This is a genomic window from Streptomyces sp. NPDC021212 (assembly GCF_044332925.1).
GTDB lineage: Bacteria > Actinomycetota > Actinomycetes > Streptomycetales > Streptomycetaceae > Streptomyces.
This window is the reverse complement of sequence record NZ_JBIRPZ010000012.1, coordinates 80,327-98,958: the sequence shown is the minus strand read 5'-3', so window position 1 is coordinate 98,958 and position 18,632 is coordinate 80,327. Positions and strand designations below refer to the sequence as shown.

Here is an 18,632-nt window from a genome sequence, read left to right as displayed (position 1 = left end):
CCGGCCCCGTACGTGCCCCCTCGAAGCGCACACGCACCCCGCCCGCACAGCGCCCGCGCGGTGCGCACGGGTCGGGAAACCCGCGCTCGACGGTACCCGCGGCGCACCCGGCGCGAGCCGCTGAGCGCTGCGCCATTCAGGGCAATTCACCCCCGCGTACCTGGCGTTGAGCCATCACCCGCGCGCCTACTGGTGCTACAGACCGGTGGGTTCCACATCCGCCGGGGGACGGTGACGCGGGCAGGCCCCGGCGTCGATCGCCGTCAGTGTGCACCCCCTGGCATCCGATGCGCCGCCGCGCCCCGATCAAGGCGCCGACCTGGCGACCAACGGCCCACCACCTCACCTCACTTGGAGGGCCATCATGGCTACCCCCACCATCACCCTGGTGACGGCAGTGCCGAACCCGGCGACGTTCGGGCAGTCGGTCACACTCACCGCCACCGTGATCCCGCTCGGCGCCGGAACCCCCACCGGCACCGTCACCTTCACCATCACCGGCGGCCCCATCCTGACGGGGACCCTGTCCGGCGGCACGACCTCGGTCGTCGCCTCCGGGCTGAGCGCCGGCGTCCACCCCGTCGTCGCCACCTACAGCGGCGACAACAACTTCCTCTCCTCCACCGGCTCCACCGTCATCGCGGTCGTCCATGCCTCGACGACGACATCGGTGGTGTCCACCCCGGACCCGTCGACGCTCGGTGCGCCGGTGACGTTCACGGCCACCGTCACGCCGGTCGCCCCCGGCGCGGGCGCCCCGACCGGCACGATGACCTTCGTCATCGGCGGCTCGGGCGGTGGCCTGTTCACCCAGCCCGTGACGGCCGGCGTGGCCACGCTGACGCTCAGCACCCTGGGCATCGGCACCCACCCCGTGGTCGCCATCTACAGCGGCGACGCGTCCTTCCTGCCGTCCTCCGGCACCGACACCCACACGGTGATCCCCGCCTCCTAGGCGGCCCCCAGGAGCACCCAGCACTGAGCCCCACCACCGCCCAAAGGGCAGCGGCGGGGCTCAGTCAACGTCGAGGACCCGCGGGTCTTATCTGCTGCCCTGAGGCCTGAAACTCACCGCGCCACTGGCTCGCTGGGCGGCAGTTCGTCCCGCGGATCCGTTCTTCCAGCCTCTCCTAGTGAAGCGGCCAGGATCCGACAGACCTCAACTCGTTGCCCCTGGTCACATCCTTCCAGGAGCCGCTCCAGGCGTCGAAGCACCGCCACGTCCCGCCCGCAGCGTGCGATGACACCCGGCCCCCAACTCCGCAGGGGGAGGACCGCTTCCGCGGCGGTCCCGCAAACGTGGCGGGGCCGCCCCCTCACGGGTGGCGGCCCCGATGCGCGGCTGAGGCGCGTCGATCACACGTCGATCACACGTCGAAGTACAGCTCGAACTCGTGCGGGTGCGGACGCAGCTGCAGCGGAGCGATCTCGTTGGTGCGCTTGTAGTCGATCCACGTCTCGATCAGGTCGGAGGTGAAGACACCGCCCTGGAGGAGGAACTCGTGGTCGGACTCGAGCGCGTCGAGGACGGCCGGGAGGGAGGTCGGGACCTGGGGGACGCCCGCGTGCTCCTCGGGGGCCAGCTCGTAGAGGTCCTTGTCGATCGGCTCGGCCGGCTCGATCTTGTTCTTGACGCCGTCCAGGCCCGCGAGCAGGAGCGCGGAGAAGGCCAGGTACGGGTTGCCGGAGGAGTCCGGGGCGCGGAACTCGACGCGCTTGGCCTTCGGGTTGGAGCCCGTGATCGGGATGCGCATCGCGGCCGAGCGGTTACGCTGCGAGTACACCAGGTTGACCGGCGCCTCGAAGCCCGGGACCAGGCGGTGGTAGGAGTTCACCGTCGGGTTGGTGAAGGCCAGCAGCGACGGGGCGTGCTTGAGGATGCCGCCGATGTAGTAGCGGGCGGTGTCCGAGAGGCCCGCGTAGCCCTGCTCGTCGTAGAACAGCGGGGAGCCGCCCTGCCACAGCGACTGGTGGACGTGCATGCCCGAGCCGTTGTCGCCGAAGATCGGCTTCGGCATGAAGGTCGCGGTCTTGCCGTTCTTCCACGCCACGTTCTTGACGATGTACTTGAACAGCATCAGGTCGTCGGCCGCGGCCAGCAGCGTGTTGAACTTGTAGTTGATCTCGGCCTGGCCGGCGGTGCCCACCTCGTGGTGCTGGCGCTCGACCTGGAGGCCCGCCTTGTTCAGCTCCAGGCTGATCTCGGCGCGCAGGTCGGCGAAGTGGTCGACCGGCGGGGTCGGGAAGTAGCCGCCCTTGTAGCGAACCTTGTAGCCGCGGTTGTCCTCCAGCGCACCGGTGTTCCAGGCGCCCGCCTCGGAGTCGATGTGGTAGAAGGCCTCGTTCGCCTTGGTCTCGAAGCGCACGCTGTCGAACACGTAGAACTCGGCCTCGGGGCCGAAGTACGCGGTGTCCGCGATGCCGGTGGAGGCGAGGTAGGCCTCGGCCTTCTTGGCGATGTTGCGCGGGTCGCGGCTGTACTGCTCGCCCGTGATCGGGTCGTGGATAAAGAAGTTGATGTTGAGCGTCTTGTCGCGGCGGAAGGGGTCGACACGGGCCGTCGACAGGTCGGCACGCAGCGCCATGTCCGACTCGTGGATCGCCTGGAAGCCGCGGATCGACGAGCCGTCGAAGGCCAGCTCCTCGTGCGGGTCGAACGCCTCCGCCGGTACGGTGAAGTGCTGCATGACGCCGGGAAGGTCACAGAAGCGGACGTCGACGAACTTGACGTCCTCGTCCGAGATGAACTTCCGAGCGTCGTCGGCGTTCTGGAACATCCAACTCCTCCTAGCCCGGCCGCAGGGGGACGGGGGTTTGTTCGGTCGCGCGGTCCAGGGGGTGGTGGCGCGCTGTCGCCGACGATAAGCAGGCGGGATTTCCCTGGCATGACCCATTTGTTTCACCCAGGTTAACCGGGTCAGGGCCGTTACGGGCGTATGCGGAGGGCCGCAGTACCGTATGGGCGTGGACAAGAGGCAAGCAATCGGATCCTGGCTTTCCGGCCCCCGCGCGGCCGCCGAGGAGATGGGCGTCGACCTGGGCTACCGCGGCCAGGGGCTGGGGCTGCCCGAGAGCGGACCGGGCGCGATCGCGCCGCTCGGGCGCCGCTTCGGGGCGCTCTTCATCGACTGGGCCCTGTGCGTGCTCGTCTCGTACGCGCTGCTGGCCGACCGTAATCCCCAGGTCGCCGGGAACTGGGCGCTGCTCGTCTTCCTCGTGCTCAGCCTGCTGACCGTGGGCACCGTCGGCGCGACCCCCGGCAAGCTGCTGCTGCGGCTGCGCGTGGTCGGCGAGGGCGGGGTGCGGCTCAGCCTGCCGCGGGCCGTGCTGCGCAGCGTGCTGCTGGTGCTCGTCATCCCCGCGGTCGTCTTCGACCGCGACACCCGCGGGCTGCACGACCGGCTCTCGCGGGCCGTGCAGATCCGCGTGTAGGAGCGGCACAGGACACCTGATTGCATACGAAAGGCGGCCCGGGACTTCCTGTCCCGGGCCGCCTTTGTTACGTGGAGTCTCAGTGGCTGGCGTCTCAGCGGCCCTTCGGCATGCGCATGCCCTTGGGCATCGGGCCCTTCGGAATCGGCATGTTGCTCATGAGGTCGCCCAGCGCCCGCAGCCGCTCGTTCACGACCGTCACCTGCGCGCCCGGCAGCACCCGCGGCAGCTTCAGCAGTGTGGTGCGGAGCTTCTTGATCTCCACCTGGCCCTCGCCGGTGCCGACGATCACGTCGTGCACCGGGACGTCCGACACGATGCGGGCCATGCGCTTCTTCTCGGCGGCCAGCATGCCCTTGAGCCGGTTCGGGTTGCCCTCGCCCACGAGCACGATGCCCGCCTTGCCGACGGCCCGGTGGATGACGTCCTGATTGCGGTTCATCGCCACCGCCGGGGTCACCGACCAGCCCTTGCCCACGTTCTCCAGAACGGCGGCGGCCGCGCCCGGCTGGCCCTCCATCTGACCGAAGGCCGCCCGCTCGGCACGGCGGCCGAAAATGATCGCCATCGCGAGGAACGCCAGGACGAAGCCCAGGATGCCCAGGAAGATGGGGTGACCGATCAGGAAGCCGATGGCGAGGAGGACACCGAAGGTGATGATCCCCACGCCGGCAACCACGAGGCCGACCTTCGAGTCGACCCGTTTGGTCATCTTGTAGGTCAGGGCGATCTGCTTCAGTCGCCCGGGGTTCTCGGATGTTTCCTTCCGCGCCATAAGGCGAAGTTTACGTGGCCTGGGAAGCCCCGGTGGACACGGCCTCCAGTACATGCTGGGCCTCGGTCCGGTCCTTGGCGCGGCGACGGTCCTCCAGGACCGCGGTCCAGGCGTTGCGCCGGGCCGTGCGCTGGCCGCTGCGCAGCAGCAGCCCCTCCAAGGCGAGCAGTGCGTCGGTCACGGACGGGCGTACGGGCGCAGCCGGCATGGGTACCCCTTGGGAGCGGCGGATTATCACGATGCACGCGGCTATGAGCGCTGCGTGGTTTTATCGTTACCCAACGGTGTTACCAGTGTGTGACTGGTCGGTCAAACACCGGTGAAGCCTCGGGGAGGGCTTCTATCGCCGCTGTGACCTGCGGTTTTTTGAACGTACAGAAGGGCCGGTGTGCCCGTACTCACACAGCGTGTTGGTCACACCGGCCCGTGCCGCAACCCCTGTCAGACCGCCTGCGCCGCGCTCTCACGCTGGTCGATGGCCTGCTGGTACAGGCGCCCCGCGCGGTACGACGAACGGACGAGGGGGCCGGACATGACACCGGCGTAGCCGATCTCGTCCGCCTCTTCCTTCAGCTCCACGAACTCCTGCGGCTTGACCCAGCGCTCCACCGGGTGGTGCCGGGCGGAGGGGCGCAGGTACTGGGTGATCGTGATCAGCTCGCAGCCCGCGTCGTACAGGTCCTGCAGCGCCTGGCTGATCTCCTCGCGGGTCTCGCCCATGCCGAGGATCAGGTTGGACTTGGTGACCAGACCGTCCTCGCGGGCCTTGGTGATGACCTCGAGCGAGCGCTCGTAACGGAAGCCGGGGCGGATGCGCTTGAAGATCCGCGGAACCGTCTCCACGTTGTGCGCGAGCACCTCGGGGCGGGACGAGAAGACCTCGGTGAGCTGGTCGGGGTCCGCGTTGAAGTCCGGGATCAGCAGCTCGACGCCGGTGTCCGGCATGAGGGAGTGGATCTGGCGCACGGTCTCCGCGTACAGCCACGCGCCGCCGTCGTCCAGGTCGTCGCGGGCGACGCCGGTGATCGTCGCGTAGCGCAGCTCCATCGTCCGCACGGATTCGGCCACCCGGCGCGGCTCGTCGCGGTCCAGCGGCTGCGGCTTGCCGGTGTCGATCTGGCAGAAGTCGCAGCGCCGGGTGCACTGGTCGCCGCCGATGAGGAAGGTGGCCTCGCGGTCCTCCCAGCATTCGAAGATGTTGGGACAGCCCGCCTCCTGGCACACCGTGTGCAGGCCTTCCCGCTTCACCAGGCCGTGCAGCTCGGTGTACTCGGGACCCATCTTCGCGCGGGTTTTGATCCATTCGGGCTTGCGCTCGATGGGGGTCTGGCTGTTCCGGACCTCCAGACGCAGCATCTTGCGTCCGTCGGGTGCGACTGCGGACACGTCCGGCACTCCTCTTTGCTTGGCGAGTCTGGGTGGCGCGGCTTTCGATTCGTCGGCGGTCACCAGGGTACGCCCGTCATTCGTACGGATTTACGTCCAGGGCAACCGGTGAGGTCGGGGGACGCATTCCCCGGAGCGCGCTACGCGGCTACACGGCGCGCGGCAGCGCTACGGAGGACTCCAGGACCGCCCGCAGGTGCTTCTCGACCACCGGGGTCACCTCGGCGACCGACACGTCCCGGCCCAGCTCCGCCGAGAGCGAGGTCACGCCCGCGTCCCGGATGCCGCACGGCACGATCCGGTCGTACGAGGTGTTGTCCGGGTCGCAGTTGAACGAGAAGCCGTGCATGGTCACGCCCTTGGCGACCCGCACGCCGATCGCGCCGAGCTTGCGGTCCTCACGGCGCTGTCCGGCGTTGGACGGGGCGTACTCGGGGCCGTTCAGCCGCGGGTCGAACTCCTCGTCCTCCACCCGCGGGTCGAAGTCCAGCTTCAGCCCGCCGAGCGCCGGGCGCTGGTCCATCGGGTCGCCCAGCACCCACACCCCGCTGCGGCCCTCCACCCGGGTGGCCTCCACGCCGAAATCGGCGCAGGTCAGCAGCATGGCCTCCTCCAGCCGCCGGACATGCGCGACGACGTCCACCGGGCGCGGCAGCTTGAGGATCGGATAGCCGACCAGCTGGCCCGGACCATGCCAGGTGATCTTGCCGCCGCGGTCCACGTCCACCACCGGGGTGCCGTCGAGAGGGCGCTCGTTGTCCTGCGTGCGCCGCCCCGCCGTGTAGACGGCCTGGTGCTCGAGCAGCAGACAGGTGTCCGGGATCTCGTCCGCGAAGCGGGCCGCGTGCACCCGGCGTTGCTCCTGCCACGCCTCCTGGTAGTCGACGGCCTCCGCCCCGAACCCCAGATGGACGTAGCGCAGTCGCGTCTGCGAAGCGGGGGTCGTCCCCGGGGACGTTGCGGTCACGGCAAGCTCCTCTTCGGACCTCGTAACAGATGGCGGTGCCTCCGCCACTGTACGACCGCGCGCTTTCCGGCCCGTATCCGGCTCGTTCTCACACGATCGGATGAAAGGAGTCCGACCAGCGGGATCAGCCCGCTACAGCCAGTTAAATTCACGCCGTTCCACAGAGCGAATCAGGGAGACCGGCAGGCTGATGACGGAACGACCCCCGCAGCGCATCCCCAACCGTCAGCTCGCCGCGCTGATTTCCGAGGCAGGTTTCTCCAACGCCGGGCTGGCCCGGCGGGTGGACCAGCTCGGCATCGAGCACGGCCTCGACCTGCGGTACGACAAGACGTCGGTGACCCGCTGGCTGCGCGGCCAGCAGCCGCGCGGCACCACCCCCGCGCTGATCGCCGAGGTCTTCACCCGGCGACTGGGCCGCCGGCTGACCGCCCAGGACCTGGGGCTCGACGCCTGTGCGCCGGTCTACGCGGGGCTGGAGTTCGCCGCGACCCCGCAGGAGGCGGTGGACATCGTCAGCGGGCTGTGGCGGAAGGACTCCGGCAGCCATGCGGAGCTGCGGAAGATCGCCTTCACCCCGGCCGGGCTCGTCGTCCCCAGCCGGGACTGGCTGATCGGCAGGCCCGACGACCGGGTCGCCCGCGGCGAGCCCCCGGCGGCCGGTGGCCCGGCCGTCCCCGCCCCGGGCGGCCGGGGCCCCGCCGCGGGCCGGGCGGCGTCCGCCGGGGCGGCCCCCGCCGACCGGGTGCCGGTGCCCCGGCAGCGGCAGGTGGACCGGGTCCAGCGCGGGCCCGGCCACCGGGTGACCCCGGGCGACATCGCGGCGCTGCGCTCGGTCAGCGAGCTGTTCCGGACGCTGGACCAGACGTACGGCGGCGGCCACGCCCGGCAGGCCCTGGTGCGCTATCTGGAGCACGAGGGCGAGCCGATGCTGCGCGGCACGTACGGCGAGACGATGGGCCGGCGGCTGTTCGGCGCCGTCGCGGACCTGACCCGGCTGGCCGGGTGGACGTCGTACGACATCGCCGCGCACGGCCTGGCCCAGCGGTATTTCGTCCAGGCGCTGCGGCTCGCCCAGGCCGCCGGGGACCGGCCGTACGGCAGCTATGTGCTGGTGACCATGAGCCGCCAGGCCGTCTACCTGGGCCACGGCCGGGAGGCCGTCCAGCTCGCCAGGGTGGCCCAGCAGGGCGTGGGCGGCGGCGCCCCGCCGGTGCTCCAGGCCCTGCTGCACGCGGTCGAGGCGCGCGGACACGCGGTGCTCGGCGAGGTACGGGCCTGCACCGCCTCGCTCGCCCGCGCCGAGCGGGCGCTGGAGACGTCGCGGCCGGGCGACGACGTGCCGTACTGGGTGCGGACGTTCGACGAGGCGCAGCTGGCCGACGAGTTCGGCCACTGCCACCGGGACCTCCAGCAGTACCGGGCCGCGGCCCAGCACGCGGAGCGCTCGTTGCGGCTGCGCGGCGCCGGATTCGCCCGCAGCCGCCTCTTCAGCCGGGTGGTGCTGGCCACGGCCCGGCTGGGCCTCGGCGAGCTGGAGCAGGCGTGCGCGCTGGGCGCGGAGGCGGCGCAGCAGGCGTCCGAGATGCGGTCGGCGCGGGCGCTGGACTACGTACGCGACTTCGAACGCCGCCTGGAGCCGTACCGGGACGCGGCCCCGGTCCGCGGCTACCGCGAACGGGTCGCGGCCCTGGGCTAGGGGGTGTCCGCACCGTCGTATCGGGCCCGCGACGCCTGGCACGCGCCCCGGCTACCGCCGGGAGGTGCGCCCCCGCGAGGACGACCCCCGCCTTGCGATGGCATACGCCCCCGGCCATCGCCGGGATGCGGCCCCGGCGCCGCGGGCTGACCCGACGCGGCCTGCGGATACCTCCTAACCCGCACTCACCCCGAACGTGCGGGCCAGGCCCGCCCTGCCCCGCTCCGTCACATCGATCGCCCGGCGCCGCGTTCCCCGGCGGATCCAGTCCAGCTCGAAGAGCCGGTCGGTGATCGCGGCGCCCAGGGCGCCTGCCAGGTGGTGGCGCTGTTCGGTCCAGTCCACGCAGTAGCGGATCAGGGGGCGGCGGCCGTGGAGGCGGTCCGCGTCCACGCCGAACGCGGCCAGCTCGGCCCGCCCCCGGTCGGTCAGCCGGTACGGGGTGTCGTTGCCGGGGGCGGACAGCCGGTCGCGGTCGGCCGTCTCCGGGTGGTGGCGTCCGTCGCCGCCGGTCAGCACGCCGCGTTCCAGCAGGGCGCCCATCAGCGCCACGCCCAGGCCGCCCGCGACATGGTCGTAGCAGGTGCGGGCCCGGCGCAGGGCGTGGGCGTGGGTGGACGCCCGCAGCGAGGTGACGGGCAGCGGCGGCGCGATCCTCGCCAGCGCCTCGATGGCCTCGCCGACGGCGGGACCGGCCAGCCGGTAGTAGCGGTGCCGCCCCTGCCGTTCGACGCGTACGACACCGGCCTCCAACAGCTTCGCCAGATGCCCGCTCACCGTGGAGGCGCTCACCCCCGCCTCGGTGGCCAGCGCGCTCGCGGGCAGCGCCCGCCCGTCCGCCAGCGCCAGCAGGATCCGGGCGCGGGAGGCGTCCGCGAGGGCGGTGGCGGCGCGGGCGATGTCCGCGTCGCGGGCGGGAGCAGTGGTCATGAGGACCACCCTAGGACGTGCTCGCTTCGGCGCCCGGCGAAGTGTGGGTGTCCGTAACGGCCTCGAACACCTCCTCCGCCTCGGCGATCGCCCGCGCCAGGGCCTCGGGCTCCGGCCGCAGCCCGGCCGTGATCGTGTCGAGGGGCCCCAAGCCCGCCCGCCGCAGGAGCCGCTTCTCGTTGGTGACCCACTCGCCGCGTGCCGCCAGCACCGCGTGGGCGGTCTGCATGGCGGCGGTGGCCAGCGCGCCCGCGACCTCGGTGACCTGGGCGCGCCGCGCGTACGAGCCCTTGGCGTACGCGAGCGTCAGGGTGGCCCGGTCCCGCCAGAACGACGGAGCCGCCGCGCGCAGCGCCTCCGGGTACGCGGGCCGGGGCAGGGTGCCGCGGAGCACCTGGTTGACGGCGAGTTCGGCGACGACGAGGTAGCTGGGGATGCCCGCGCGGTGGAAGAGGAGCGGTTCCCAGTGGAAGCGGCCCTGCCGGGCCTCGGCGAGTTCGTGCTCGACGACGTCGAGGTCGCGGTAGTGGACGTCGACGTGCCGTCCGTCGACGGTGAGCCAGGCGCCGCCGTTGAAGACGCCCCCGCCCCACTCGCCGATGCCGGAGACCTCGCCCTCCCAGTCGGCCGCGCGGGCGGCCGCGCGCAGATCGGCCGGGTCGAAGCCGCCCCGGTAGTAGAGGGCCAGGTCCCAGTCGCTGTCGGGGGTGTGGGTGTGCTGGGCGCGCGAGCCGCCGAGGGTGACGGCGTGCACGGCGGGCAGCGCGGCGAGCCGGTCTGCGGTGTGGTCGAGGAAGGTGTCGTCGTCGGTCATGAGGATGTCGGTCATGAGGATCCGATCGTGCGCGGTGGATGACGGCCATGCGGGCGCACGGGACGGACGCCGGAGCGCGCGGCTCGGACGGCGTCATGTGGATCGGTGCGCCGGGATCATCGCCTCATGACACGGATCTTAGTGGACGCGGATCCTGGGGGACGGCGTGGTCAGGCCGCCGCGGCGGGGAGGGCGGGGGTGTCGGAGCCGGGGGTGGCGCCGAAGTCCTGGAGTACGGCGCGGGCGGCGCGGCGGCCGGAGACGAGGGCGCCCTGCACGGTGCTGGCGTCGCGGTGGTCGCCGCATACGTACAGCCCGGACAGCAGGCGCACCGGGCGGCGCAGGTCGTGGGGTGCGGGCATGGCGGGTACGGCGTGCGGGTCGTGGTGGGCGGCCAGCAGCTGCCAGTCGGCGGTGGAGGTGCCGTAGACCGTGGCGAGCTGGGCCCTGGCCCGCCGGTCGAGTTCGGCGGTCGGCAGGCCCGCGGCGGCGCCCAGCACGGTGGAGGTGATCAGCACCCGGCCGGATGGGGCGCGTGAGGGGTCGACCTCGCTGGCGACCGTGGTGTGGGCGACGGGGCCCTGGCCGCCCGCGGTGAGGATCAGGGCGGGTTCGCGCAGGGGCGGCCGGTCGGCGGTGTGGTGCAGCACGGTGACCGGGTGGAAGGCGGGCAGCCGCAGCCCGGGGAGGAGTTCGGCGGCGTCGTGCGCCCCGGTGGCCACCAGCACCGCGCGGCAGCGGATCTCGCCGTGTCCGGCGGTGGTCACGGCGGTGGTGGCGGCCGAGGTGGCCCGTACGCCGGTGCGGACGGTCCCCGGCGGCAGCGTGGCGGCCAGCAGCTCGGGGACGGTGGCGGCGCCGCCCGCCGGGAGGCACAGCCGGCCGCGGGCGTAGCCGCGCAGCACCAGGTCGGCGCAGCGGCTGGACGTGTTCAGGCCCGGGTCGCTCAGCAGCGAGACGAGAAGCGGGCGCAGCACGCTCTCGACGGTACGAGCGGGTAGGCCCCGCCCCGCCAGGGTCTCGTGGACCGGCCGGTCGGGGCGGGCGAGGAGGCGGTCCGCGGGCAGGGCGGCGAGCCTGCCGAGCGCGGCACCGAGTCGGGCCTGATCGAGTCCGCCGCCCAGGGGCGCGCGGGCGGCGTTCGCGAGAGCGCGCGCCGTGGTGAGTGCGCCCCTTGTGCTCCGGGGGCCGCGGGGCGTGCCGATCCGCTGCGTACGGCCGTCGCCGTGCACCAGCACCCCCTGCGAGAAGGGGCGCAGGGCGAGGGTGTCGAGGCCCGGGGTATGCCGCAGTTCGGGGAAGGAGGTGTTCACCAGCTGCCCGGTGCGGTCCAGCCGGAAGCCGTCGACGGTATCGGTGGTCATGCGGCCGCCGACCCGGGGCGCGGCCTCCAGGACGGTGACCTCCATCCCCGCGCCGGTCAGCAACTGGGCGGCGGCCAGCCCCGCGAGTCCGGCTCCCACGATGACGACGTCCGTGCGGTGCGCGCGCTGAGGCACGTGCCCTCCCCGGGTTCGGGATGGAGCGGATCGGAACGGTCACGACGGTAAGGGCAAAAACGGTCGATGACAGACGCGCATCGACCGAGCACGGGCGCACAACGGTCGCACGCCGATCGGCTACTGCCTATGTGTGACCTCTCGGTGATCCGTCAGCGCCGTCCGCCCACCGCCGACTTCAGAGCCTCGTCGACATGCGGGTAGGTGAAGGAGAAGCCCGAGTCCAGCAGCTTGCGGGGGAGGGCCCGCACGCTGCCGAGGATGTCGGTGGACATCTCGCCCAGGGCGATCCGCAGGGCCGGGGCGGGCACATGGAGGAGCGTGGGACGGCGCAGCACCCGGCCCATGGCCTCGGTGATCTCACGGTTGGTCACGGGGGAGGGGCTGGTGAGGTTGACGGGGCCGCTGAGGTCCGCCGTGTTCAGGATGTGGCGCAGCGCGGCGATGTGGTCGTGCAGGGCGATGAAGCTCCAGTACTGCCGGCCGTTGCCCATCCGCCCGCCGAGGCCCGCCTTGAACAGCGGGAACAGCCGCCCCCACGCCCCGCCCTCGGGTGCGATCACCAGACCGCTGCGGATGAACACCGTGCGCACGTCCGCCTCCTGCGCCGCGGCGGTCGCCTCCTCCCAGTCCTGGCACAGGTCCGGGAGGAAACCGTGCCCAGGGGGCGCGCTCTCATCGACCGCGCGCTCCCCCGTGTCCCCGTAGAACCCGACCGCGCTTCCACTGACCAGCACCCGCGGCGGGGTGTCCAGGGAGGCCACCGCCTCGGCGATGGCGGCCGTGCCCAGCACCCGGCTGTCCCGCAGCTCCTTCTTGTACGCCTCGGTCCAGCGGTGCTCGCCGATGCCCGCGCCCGCGAGGTGGACGACGGCCTCACACCCCGTCAGCCCCGCGGTGTCGACCCACTGCCGGTGCGGATCCCACTCGACTTCCGCCTCCTCGCGGGGAGTTCGCCGCACCAGGCGCACGACCTGGTGGCCGTCCCGCTTCAGGGAGTGGACGAGGGCCGTCCCGATGAGCCCGGTGGAACCGGTGACCGCGATGCGCATGGACCCATCCTGCCCCCGATCTTCCGGGGGATGTCGGATGCCGAGGAGCGCGTGGCACAGTGACAAGCATGTCCGAGCCCTCCGCCCCGCCCCAGCCGTCAGCCCTGCCCGCGCCGCTCATCCGGCGCGCGGTGCTCGACGACGAGCATGCGCTGGTCGCCCTGGAGCGCCGTACCTGGTCCACGCTGCACTCCGTACTGCCGGCCCCGGAGCCGCCGTACGACGCCTTCTTCACCCACCGCAACCGCCCCGTGCACGTCACGGTGGCCGAGCTGGAGGGGAGACCCGTCGGCTATGTGCGGCTCGTCCCGCCGACGCAGCTGGCCAGCAACGCGCACGTCCGCCAGATACAGGGGCTCGCGGTGGACCCGTGGGCGCGCGGCCGGGGCGTCGCGCGGGCGCTGCTGAACGCGGCGTACGAGGAGGCACTGCGGCAGGGCGCCAGCCGGGTCACCCTGCGGGTGCTCGGCCACAACCTCCCGGCGCGGCGGCTCTACGAGTCGGAGGGGTTCGTGGTGGAGGGCGTCCTGCCGGGGGAGTTCCTGCTGGACGGCGCCTACGTGGACGATGTGCTGATGGGACGCGCCCTCACGCCCTGACGCCCTGACGCCCTGACGAAGGTCAGCCGCGGAAGCGCGCCCAGAGCCGGGGGTAGCGCGCCGCCAGCGCCTCGTCGTCCTCGAGGTCGACCGTCGCGCCGGCCGGCTCGTCCGGCCGCCCCGGAAGCTCCAGCTCGGGCAGCACCGCGCCGGTGAGCTGCTCGTACGCCTCGTCCGCCGCGAACCCCAGGTCCTCGCAGTCGCCGTCCACCTGGTCGTCGAAGTCGTCGAGCAGTTCGGCCAGGGCGTCGGGGTCGTGCAGCGCGCCCTCGAAGACGTCCCGGCCCTGGCCGATCAGCCAGTAGCGGAACGCCTCGAAGGCGTCATCGCTGACGCCGCCCAGCAGCACCCAGGCGGCGCCCCACAGATCCCAGCGGTACGCCCGGTTGGCGCGGGCCTCGAAGTGCCGGGCGAAGTCCAGCACGGAGTCGGGGTCGAGCTGTGACAGCTGCTCGACGAGCAGGTCGGACTGGTCCTCGGGGTCGCCCTCGGCAGCCTCCCGAGCGCTGTCGACCAGCCCCCAGAACTCCGTCTCGTCCATCATCACGGGACCAGGATCGGCCCTCGCGCCCACCCCCGCACGCGGAGCGACCCAGATGCGGCCCTCTTGTTATATCCGACAGAAGGTGTCGGGTTTCCTTGCGATCGTCGAACGCGTCACTGATGGCGGCTCCACGGAGAGGACACACATACGTGAGCACACAGGGCACGCGGGGCACACAGGGCACGCAGGGGCCACTGGCGGGCAAGGTGGCGCTCGTCGCCGGCGCGACGCGCGGCGCGGGCCGGGCGATGGCCGTCGAGCTGGGCGCGGCGGGCGCCACCGTCTACGCGACGGGGCGCACCACCCGGGACCGGGTCAGCGAGGTCGGGCGGGCGACGGAGACCATCGAGGAGACCGCGGAACTGGTCACGGCGGCGGGCGGCGAGGGGATCGCGGTGCCGACGGATCACCTGGAGCCGGAGCAGGTGCGGGCGCTCATCGGGCGCATCGACCGCGAGCAGGGGCGGCTGGACGTCCTGGTCAACGACGTCTGGGGCGGCGAGCACCTGATCGTGTTCGGCAAGAAGACCTGGGAGAACGACCTGGCCGGGGGCCTGCGGATGCTCCGGCTCGGCGTCGAGACCCACCTGATCACCCACTACTACGCGCTGCCACTGCTGATCCGTAACCCGGGCGGCCTGGTGATCGAGGTGACCGACGGCAACGAGGAGTTCAACAAGACCTACCGGGAGAACCTCTTCTTCGACCTCGCCAAGAACGCCCCCATCCGCACGGCCTTCGGCCTCGCGGAGGAGCTGAAGGAGTTCGACGGCACGGCCGTGTGCGTCTCCCCGGGCTTCCTGCGCTCCGAACAGATGCTGGACCACTTCGGGGTGACCGAGGAGAACTGGCGGGACGCGGTGGAGAAGGAGCCGCACTTCGCCATCGCCGAGACGCCGTACTTCGTCGGACGGGCCGTCGCCGCGCTCGCCGCCGACCCGGACCGGGCGCGGTGGAGCGGGAAGTCCGTCTTCAGTGGCGATCTGGCCAAGGTCTACGGCTTCACCGACCTCGACGGCTCCCGGCCGGACGCCTTCGGGTACTTCCGTGACGTCGTCTTCGGCGGCAAGGAGGGCACGGCCGCCGACTACCGGTAGAGGTCTCTCAGCCGCCGAGCCGCCGCAGCGAACCGCTCGCGCAGCTCCGGCGGCGACAGCACCTCCACCTCCGGGCCCAGGGCGAGGAGCTGGGCGTACGCGACCTCGGCCGACTCCACGGGCAGGGTGACGGTGATCCGCCTCTCCCCGTCCGGCTCCCCGGCGGACCGTACGGCCTCCTCGCCCGCCGTACGGTCCGTGGCGTACGGCAGGCCGCGGGCGCCCTCGGGGGTGAGGCGCACCGTGATCTCCTCGCGGAGGATCGAGCGCGCGAACTGCGCCGCCCGCTCCTCCCAGAAGGCGGGCAGGTCGAACGTCTCGTCGCGCCGGAAACGCCCCTCGCCGGGCGCGGGCCCGACCGTGGCGAGACGGTCCACCCGGTAGACCCGGAAGTCGCCCTGGGAGCCTCCGGAGACACCGACGCGGGCCGCCAGGTACCAGACGCCCGCCTTGAGGACGAGCCCGTACGGCTCCAGCTCGCGGTCCACCTCCGTGTCCCGGCGGCGGTAGCGGACCGCGAGCCGCCGGTCGTCCCACACCGCGTCGGCGACGTCCGGCAGCAGCGAGGGCGTCTGCGGCTCCTGCCACCACCCCGGGGCGTCGAGGTGGAAGCGCTGGGCCACCGTGTGGGAGGCGTCGCGCAGCTCGGGCAGGAGCGCGGCGGAGACCTTCAGCCGGGCGGCGGAGGCGGCGTCGGCGAGCCCCATCTCGCGCAGCGCGGACGGCACCCCGGACAGGAACAGCGCCTCGGCCTCGGTGCGGCCGAGGCCGGTCAGCCGGGTGCGGTAGCCGCCGATGAGCCGGTAGCCGCCGGCCCGGCCGCGGTCCGCGTAGACCGGAACCCCGGCCTCGGAGAGCGCGGCGGCGTCCCGCGTCACCGTGCGCTCCGAGACCTCCAGCTCACGCGCCAGCTCGGCCCCCGTCATCGAGGACCGAGTCTGCAGCAGAAGCACCATTTTGATCAGCCGGGCGGCGCGCACCGCCCCATCATGCCGTGACGCATGGTGCCGCCGGAGGTTTTGCCCCCACCCCGCCCCTTCCCTCAACCGGGGCAGGCCCCGGACCCCGGGAACCCGGCTCCCCTGTGGGGAACCGGGAGCCGGGGCACGAGGCGCCGTACGGGCGGCGGTGCGTCTCGGACGCTCAGAGGCCGTAGCGCTCTGCGGCTTCCTTGGGGGCCGTGCTCTTGACCGCGCCCTGCTTGGCGAGCCGGGCCAGCGCGGCGACCACGATCGACGGGACGTCCACGCCGAAGTGGCGGCGGGCCGCGTCGCGGGTGTCGGAGAGGCCGAAACCGTCGGTGCCGAGCGAGTACCAGTCCTGCTCGACCCACTGGCTGATCTGGTCCGGTACCGCCCGCATCCAGTCGCTGACCGCGAGGACCGGGCCCGGTGCGCCTGCCAGGGCACGGGTGACGTACGGGACCCGGTCTTCGCCGTTGAGCTGCGCCGCGTCACAGGACAGGGCATCGCGGCGCAGCTCGCTCCAGGAGGTGGCGGACCACACGTCGGCGGCCACGCCCCAGTCGTCGGCGAGCAGTTTCTGGGCCTCCAGCACCCAGTGGATGGCGGTGCCGGAGGCGAGGAGCTGGATCCGGGGGGCGTCGGCGGCGGGCGCCTCGGCCTCCTGGAAGCGGTAGAGACCCTTGACGATGCCTTCCTCGACGCCCTCCGCCTGCGGCATCGGCGGCTGCACCTTGGTCTCGTTGTAGACCGTGAGGTAGTAGAAGACGTCCTCGGCCTGCGGGCCGTACATCCGCCGCAGCCCGTCCCGCACGATCACGCCGACCTCGTACGCGAACGCCGGGTCGTACGCGAGCGCCGCCGGGTTGGTGGAGGCGATCAGGTGCGAGTGGCCGTCGGCGTGCTGCAGGCCCTCACCGGTCATGGTGGTGCGGCCGGCGGTGGCGCCGATCAGGAAGCCGCGGCCGAGCTGGTCGGCGAGCGCCCACATCTGGTCGGCGGTGCGCTGCCAGCCGAACATCGAGTAGAAGATGTAGAAGGGGATCATCGGCTCGCCGTGCGTCGCGTACGACGTGGCGGCGGCGGTGAAGTCGGCCATCGAACCGGCCTCGGTGATCCCCTCGTTGAGGATCTGACCGTTCTCGGCCTCCTTGTAGTACAGGAGCTGATCGCGGTCGACCGGGTCGTAGGTCTGGCCGAGCGGGGAGTAGATCCCGGCGGTCGGGAAGAGCGACTCCATGCCGAACGTACGGGCCTCGTCGGGCACGATCGGCACCCAGCGGCGGCCGGTCTCCTTGTCCCGCATCAGGTCCTTGACCAGGCGCACGAAGGCCATGGTCGTGGCGATCTCCTGGCTGCCGGAGCCCTTGGCCAGGGTCTCGAACGGCTTGGCGGAGGGCTCGGGCAGGGCCACCGGGTGGACCTTGCGGGCCGGGGCGGGGCCGCCGAGTTCGGCGCGGCGCTCCTGGAGGTAGCGGACCTCGGGGGAGTCCTGGCCGGGGTGGGCGTACGGGACGAGGCTGTCGTCCAGCTTGCTGTCCGGGATGGGCAGCTCCAGGAGGTCGCGCATGGCGCGGAACTCCTTGCCCGTCAGCTTCTTCATCTGGTGGTTGGCGTTGCGCGACTCGAAGCCGGGGCCGAGCGTGTACCCCTTGACGGTCTGCGCGAGGACGACCGTCGGGGCGCCCTTGTGCTCCATCGCCGCGCGGTAGGCCGCGTACACCTTGCGCGGCTCGTGGCCCGCGCGGGAGGTGTGGAAACACTCGGCCAGCTTGGCGTCGGACAGCGTCTTCGCCAGCTGCGCGAGGGCCGGGTCGGCGCCGAAGAAGTGCTCGCGGATGTAGGCGGCGTCGCGGGTCGCGTACGTCTGGAACTGGCCGTCGGGGACCTCGCGCAGCCGGCGCGCCAGCGCACCGGAGGTGTCCAGCGCGAAAAGCTCGTCCCAGGCGGAGCCCCACAGCGACTTGACGACGTTCCACCCGGCCGCGCGGAACTGGGCCTCCAGCTCCTGCACGATCTTGAAGTTGGCGCGCACCGGGCCGTCGAGGCGCTGGAGGTTGCAGTTGATGACGAACGTGAGGTTGTCCAGGCCCTCGCGCCCGGCGAGGGCGAGGGCGGCGGTCGACTCCGGCTCGTCCATCTCGCCGTCGCCGAGGAAGGCCCATACGTGGGAGTCGGCGGTGTCCTTGATGCCGCGGGCGGCGAGGTAGCGGTTGAAGCGGGCCTGGTAGATCGCGGAGATCGGGCCGATACCCATCGAGACGGTGGGGAACTCCCACAGCCACGGCATCCGGCGCGGATGCGGATAGGAGGGCAGGCCCTCGCCGCCCGCCTCACGGCGGAAGTGGTCCAGGTGCGCTTCGGTCAGCCGGCCGTCGAGGAAGGCGCGGGCGTAGATGCCGGGGGAGGCGTGGCCCTGGATGTAGAGCTGGTCGCCGCTGCCGTCGGCCTCCTTGCCGTGGAAGAAGTGCTGGAAGCCCGTCTCGTAGAGCCAGGCTGCCGAGGCGAAGGTGGCGATGTGGCCGCCGAGGCCGTCCGCGCTGCCGCGGGTGACCATCGCCGCCGCGTTCCACCGGTTCCAGGCGGTGATCCGGCGCTCCATGGCCTCGTCACCGGGGAACGCGGGCTCCGCGGCGGTCGGGATGGTGTTGACGTAGTCCGACTCCAGCAGCGGCGGCAGCGACAGTCCGGCGCCCTCGGCGCGCTCCAGGGTGCGGCGCATCAGGTACGAGGCGCGATGCGGGCCGGCGGCCTGGGTGACGGCCGCGAGCGAGGCGCCCCACTCAGCGGTCTCCTCGGGGTCCCGGTCGGGGAACTGGTCGAGCGCACTCGGCTGCGTGCTTGCGAGATCGGTCATGCGGTCGACTGTAAGTTCT

Annotated in this window: 17 protein-coding genes; 5 read left to right on the top strand and 12 right to left on the bottom strand. The window is 72.3% G+C overall.

Annotated elements, in window-relative coordinates; translation table 11 throughout:
• The first annotated feature begins 364 nt into the window (after nt 1–364).
• Nucleotides 365–955, top strand: coding sequence for an Ig-like domain-containing protein (locus ACH4SI_RS30115; protein WP_398301128.1), 591 nt, complete (start codon nt 365–367; stop codon nt 953–955).
• Nucleotides 956–1,367: 412 nt separating this feature from the next.
• On the opposite strand, the gene glnA is transcribed toward ACH4SI_RS30115, so the two are convergent.
• Complete coding sequence (gene glnA, locus ACH4SI_RS30110) at nt 1,368–2,777, bottom strand: type I glutamate--ammonia ligase (protein WP_398301126.1); 1,410 nt, start codon at nt 2,775–2,777, stop codon at nt 1,368–1,370.
• Between the two features lie 187 nt (nt 2,778–2,964).
• Between glnA and ACH4SI_RS30105 the strand changes: the two genes are divergently transcribed.
• A complete protein-coding gene (locus ACH4SI_RS30105) occupies nt 2,965–3,432 on the top strand; it encodes an RDD family protein (protein WP_398301124.1) in 468 nt (155 codons plus the stop codon).
• Nucleotides 3,433–3,526: 94 nt separating this feature from the next.
• Here the strand turns inward: ACH4SI_RS30105 and ACH4SI_RS30100 are convergent, their stop codons facing one another.
• From ACH4SI_RS30100 to lipB, 4 genes are all read right to left on the bottom strand, one after another.
• Nucleotides 3,527–4,207, bottom strand: a complete 681-nt coding sequence (locus tag ACH4SI_RS30100) for a DUF4191 domain-containing protein (RefSeq protein ID WP_398301122.1) — start codon at nt 4,205–4,207, stop codon at nt 3,527–3,529.
• A gap of 10 nt (nt 4,208–4,217) precedes the next feature.
• Entirely contained in the window at nt 4,218–4,415 is a 198-nt protein-coding gene (locus ACH4SI_RS30095) for a hypothetical protein (RefSeq protein WP_398301120.1), read from the bottom strand.
• Between the two features lie 233 nt (nt 4,416–4,648).
• Nucleotides 4,649–5,593, bottom strand: coding sequence for a lipoyl synthase (gene lipA / locus ACH4SI_RS30090; protein WP_398301118.1), 945 nt, complete (start codon nt 5,591–5,593; stop codon nt 4,649–4,651).
• A gap of 148 nt (nt 5,594–5,741) precedes the next feature.
• The gene (gene lipB, locus ACH4SI_RS30085; protein ID WP_398301116.1) at nt 5,742–6,560 is read right to left on the bottom strand and encodes a lipoyl(octanoyl) transferase LipB; all 819 of its coding nucleotides are present in this window, start codon (nt 6,558–6,560) and stop codon (nt 5,742–5,744) included.
• A 190-nt stretch (nt 6,561–6,750) separates the two neighbouring features.
• On the opposite strand from lipB, the gene ACH4SI_RS30080 reads away from it, so the two are divergent.
• Nucleotides 6,751–8,259: a regulator gene (locus ACH4SI_RS30080; protein WP_398301114.1), complete on the top strand. Its 1,509-nt coding sequence runs from the start codon at nt 6,751–6,753 to the stop codon at nt 8,257–8,259.
• 174 nt (nt 8,260–8,433) lie between these two features.
• On the opposite strand, the gene ACH4SI_RS30075 is transcribed toward ACH4SI_RS30080, so the two are convergent.
• The 4 genes from ACH4SI_RS30075 to ACH4SI_RS30060 form a co-directional block, all read right to left on the bottom strand.
• On the bottom strand, nt 8,434–9,189 hold the full coding sequence (locus ACH4SI_RS30075) for an ArsR/SmtB family transcription factor (RefSeq protein ID WP_398301111.1): 756 nt from the start codon (nt 9,187–9,189) through the stop codon (nt 8,434–8,436).
• 10 nt (nt 9,190–9,199) lie between these two features.
• Nucleotides 9,200–10,018: a nucleotidyltransferase domain-containing protein gene (locus ACH4SI_RS30070; protein ID WP_398301109.1), complete on the bottom strand. Its 819-nt coding sequence runs from the start codon at nt 10,016–10,018 to the stop codon at nt 9,200–9,202.
• Between the two features lie 155 nt (nt 10,019–10,173).
• Nucleotides 10,174–11,502 (bottom strand): NAD(P)/FAD-dependent oxidoreductase, encoded by a 1,329-nt coding sequence (locus ACH4SI_RS30065; RefSeq protein ID WP_398301107.1) that lies wholly within the window; start codon nt 11,500–11,502, stop codon nt 10,174–10,176.
• A 152-nt stretch (nt 11,503–11,654) separates the two neighbouring features.
• Nucleotides 11,655–12,554: a TIGR01777 family oxidoreductase gene (locus ACH4SI_RS30060; protein WP_398301105.1), complete on the bottom strand. Its 900-nt coding sequence runs from the start codon at nt 12,552–12,554 to the stop codon at nt 11,655–11,657.
• A gap of 68 nt (nt 12,555–12,622) precedes the next feature.
• Between ACH4SI_RS30060 and ACH4SI_RS30055 the strand changes: the two genes are divergently transcribed.
• Entirely contained in the window at nt 12,623–13,153 is a 531-nt protein-coding gene (locus tag ACH4SI_RS30055; RefSeq protein WP_398301103.1) for a GNAT family N-acetyltransferase, read from the top strand.
• 22 nt (nt 13,154–13,175) lie between these two features.
• Here ACH4SI_RS30055 and ACH4SI_RS30050 read toward each other — a convergent pair whose 3' ends face one another.
• Entirely contained in the window at nt 13,176–13,694 is a 519-nt protein-coding gene (locus ACH4SI_RS30050) for a DUF4240 domain-containing protein (protein WP_398301412.1), read from the bottom strand.
• A 152-nt stretch (nt 13,695–13,846) separates the two neighbouring features.
• Here ACH4SI_RS30050 and ACH4SI_RS30045 point away from each other — a divergent pair, with 152 nt between their 5' ends.
• The gene (locus ACH4SI_RS30045; protein WP_398301101.1) at nt 13,847–14,794 is read left to right on the top strand and encodes an SDR family oxidoreductase; all 948 of its coding nucleotides are present in this window, start codon (nt 13,847–13,849) and stop codon (nt 14,792–14,794) included.
• Here the strand turns inward: ACH4SI_RS30045 and ACH4SI_RS30040 are convergent.
• Both ACH4SI_RS30040 and aceE read right to left on the bottom strand, forming a co-directional pair.
• Nucleotides 14,785–15,774 (bottom strand): helix-turn-helix transcriptional regulator, encoded by a 990-nt coding sequence (locus tag ACH4SI_RS30040; RefSeq protein WP_398301099.1) that lies wholly within the window; start codon nt 15,772–15,774, stop codon nt 14,785–14,787. The two genes, ACH4SI_RS30045 and ACH4SI_RS30040, sit on opposite strands and share 10 nt — an antisense overlap.
• A gap of 163 nt (nt 15,775–15,937) precedes the next feature.
• The gene (aceE, locus tag ACH4SI_RS30035; RefSeq protein ID WP_398301097.1) at nt 15,938–18,613 is read right to left on the bottom strand and encodes a pyruvate dehydrogenase (acetyl-transferring), homodimeric type; all 2,676 of its coding nucleotides are present in this window, start codon (nt 18,611–18,613) and stop codon (nt 15,938–15,940) included.
• Nucleotides 18,614–18,632 lie beyond the last annotated feature (19 nt).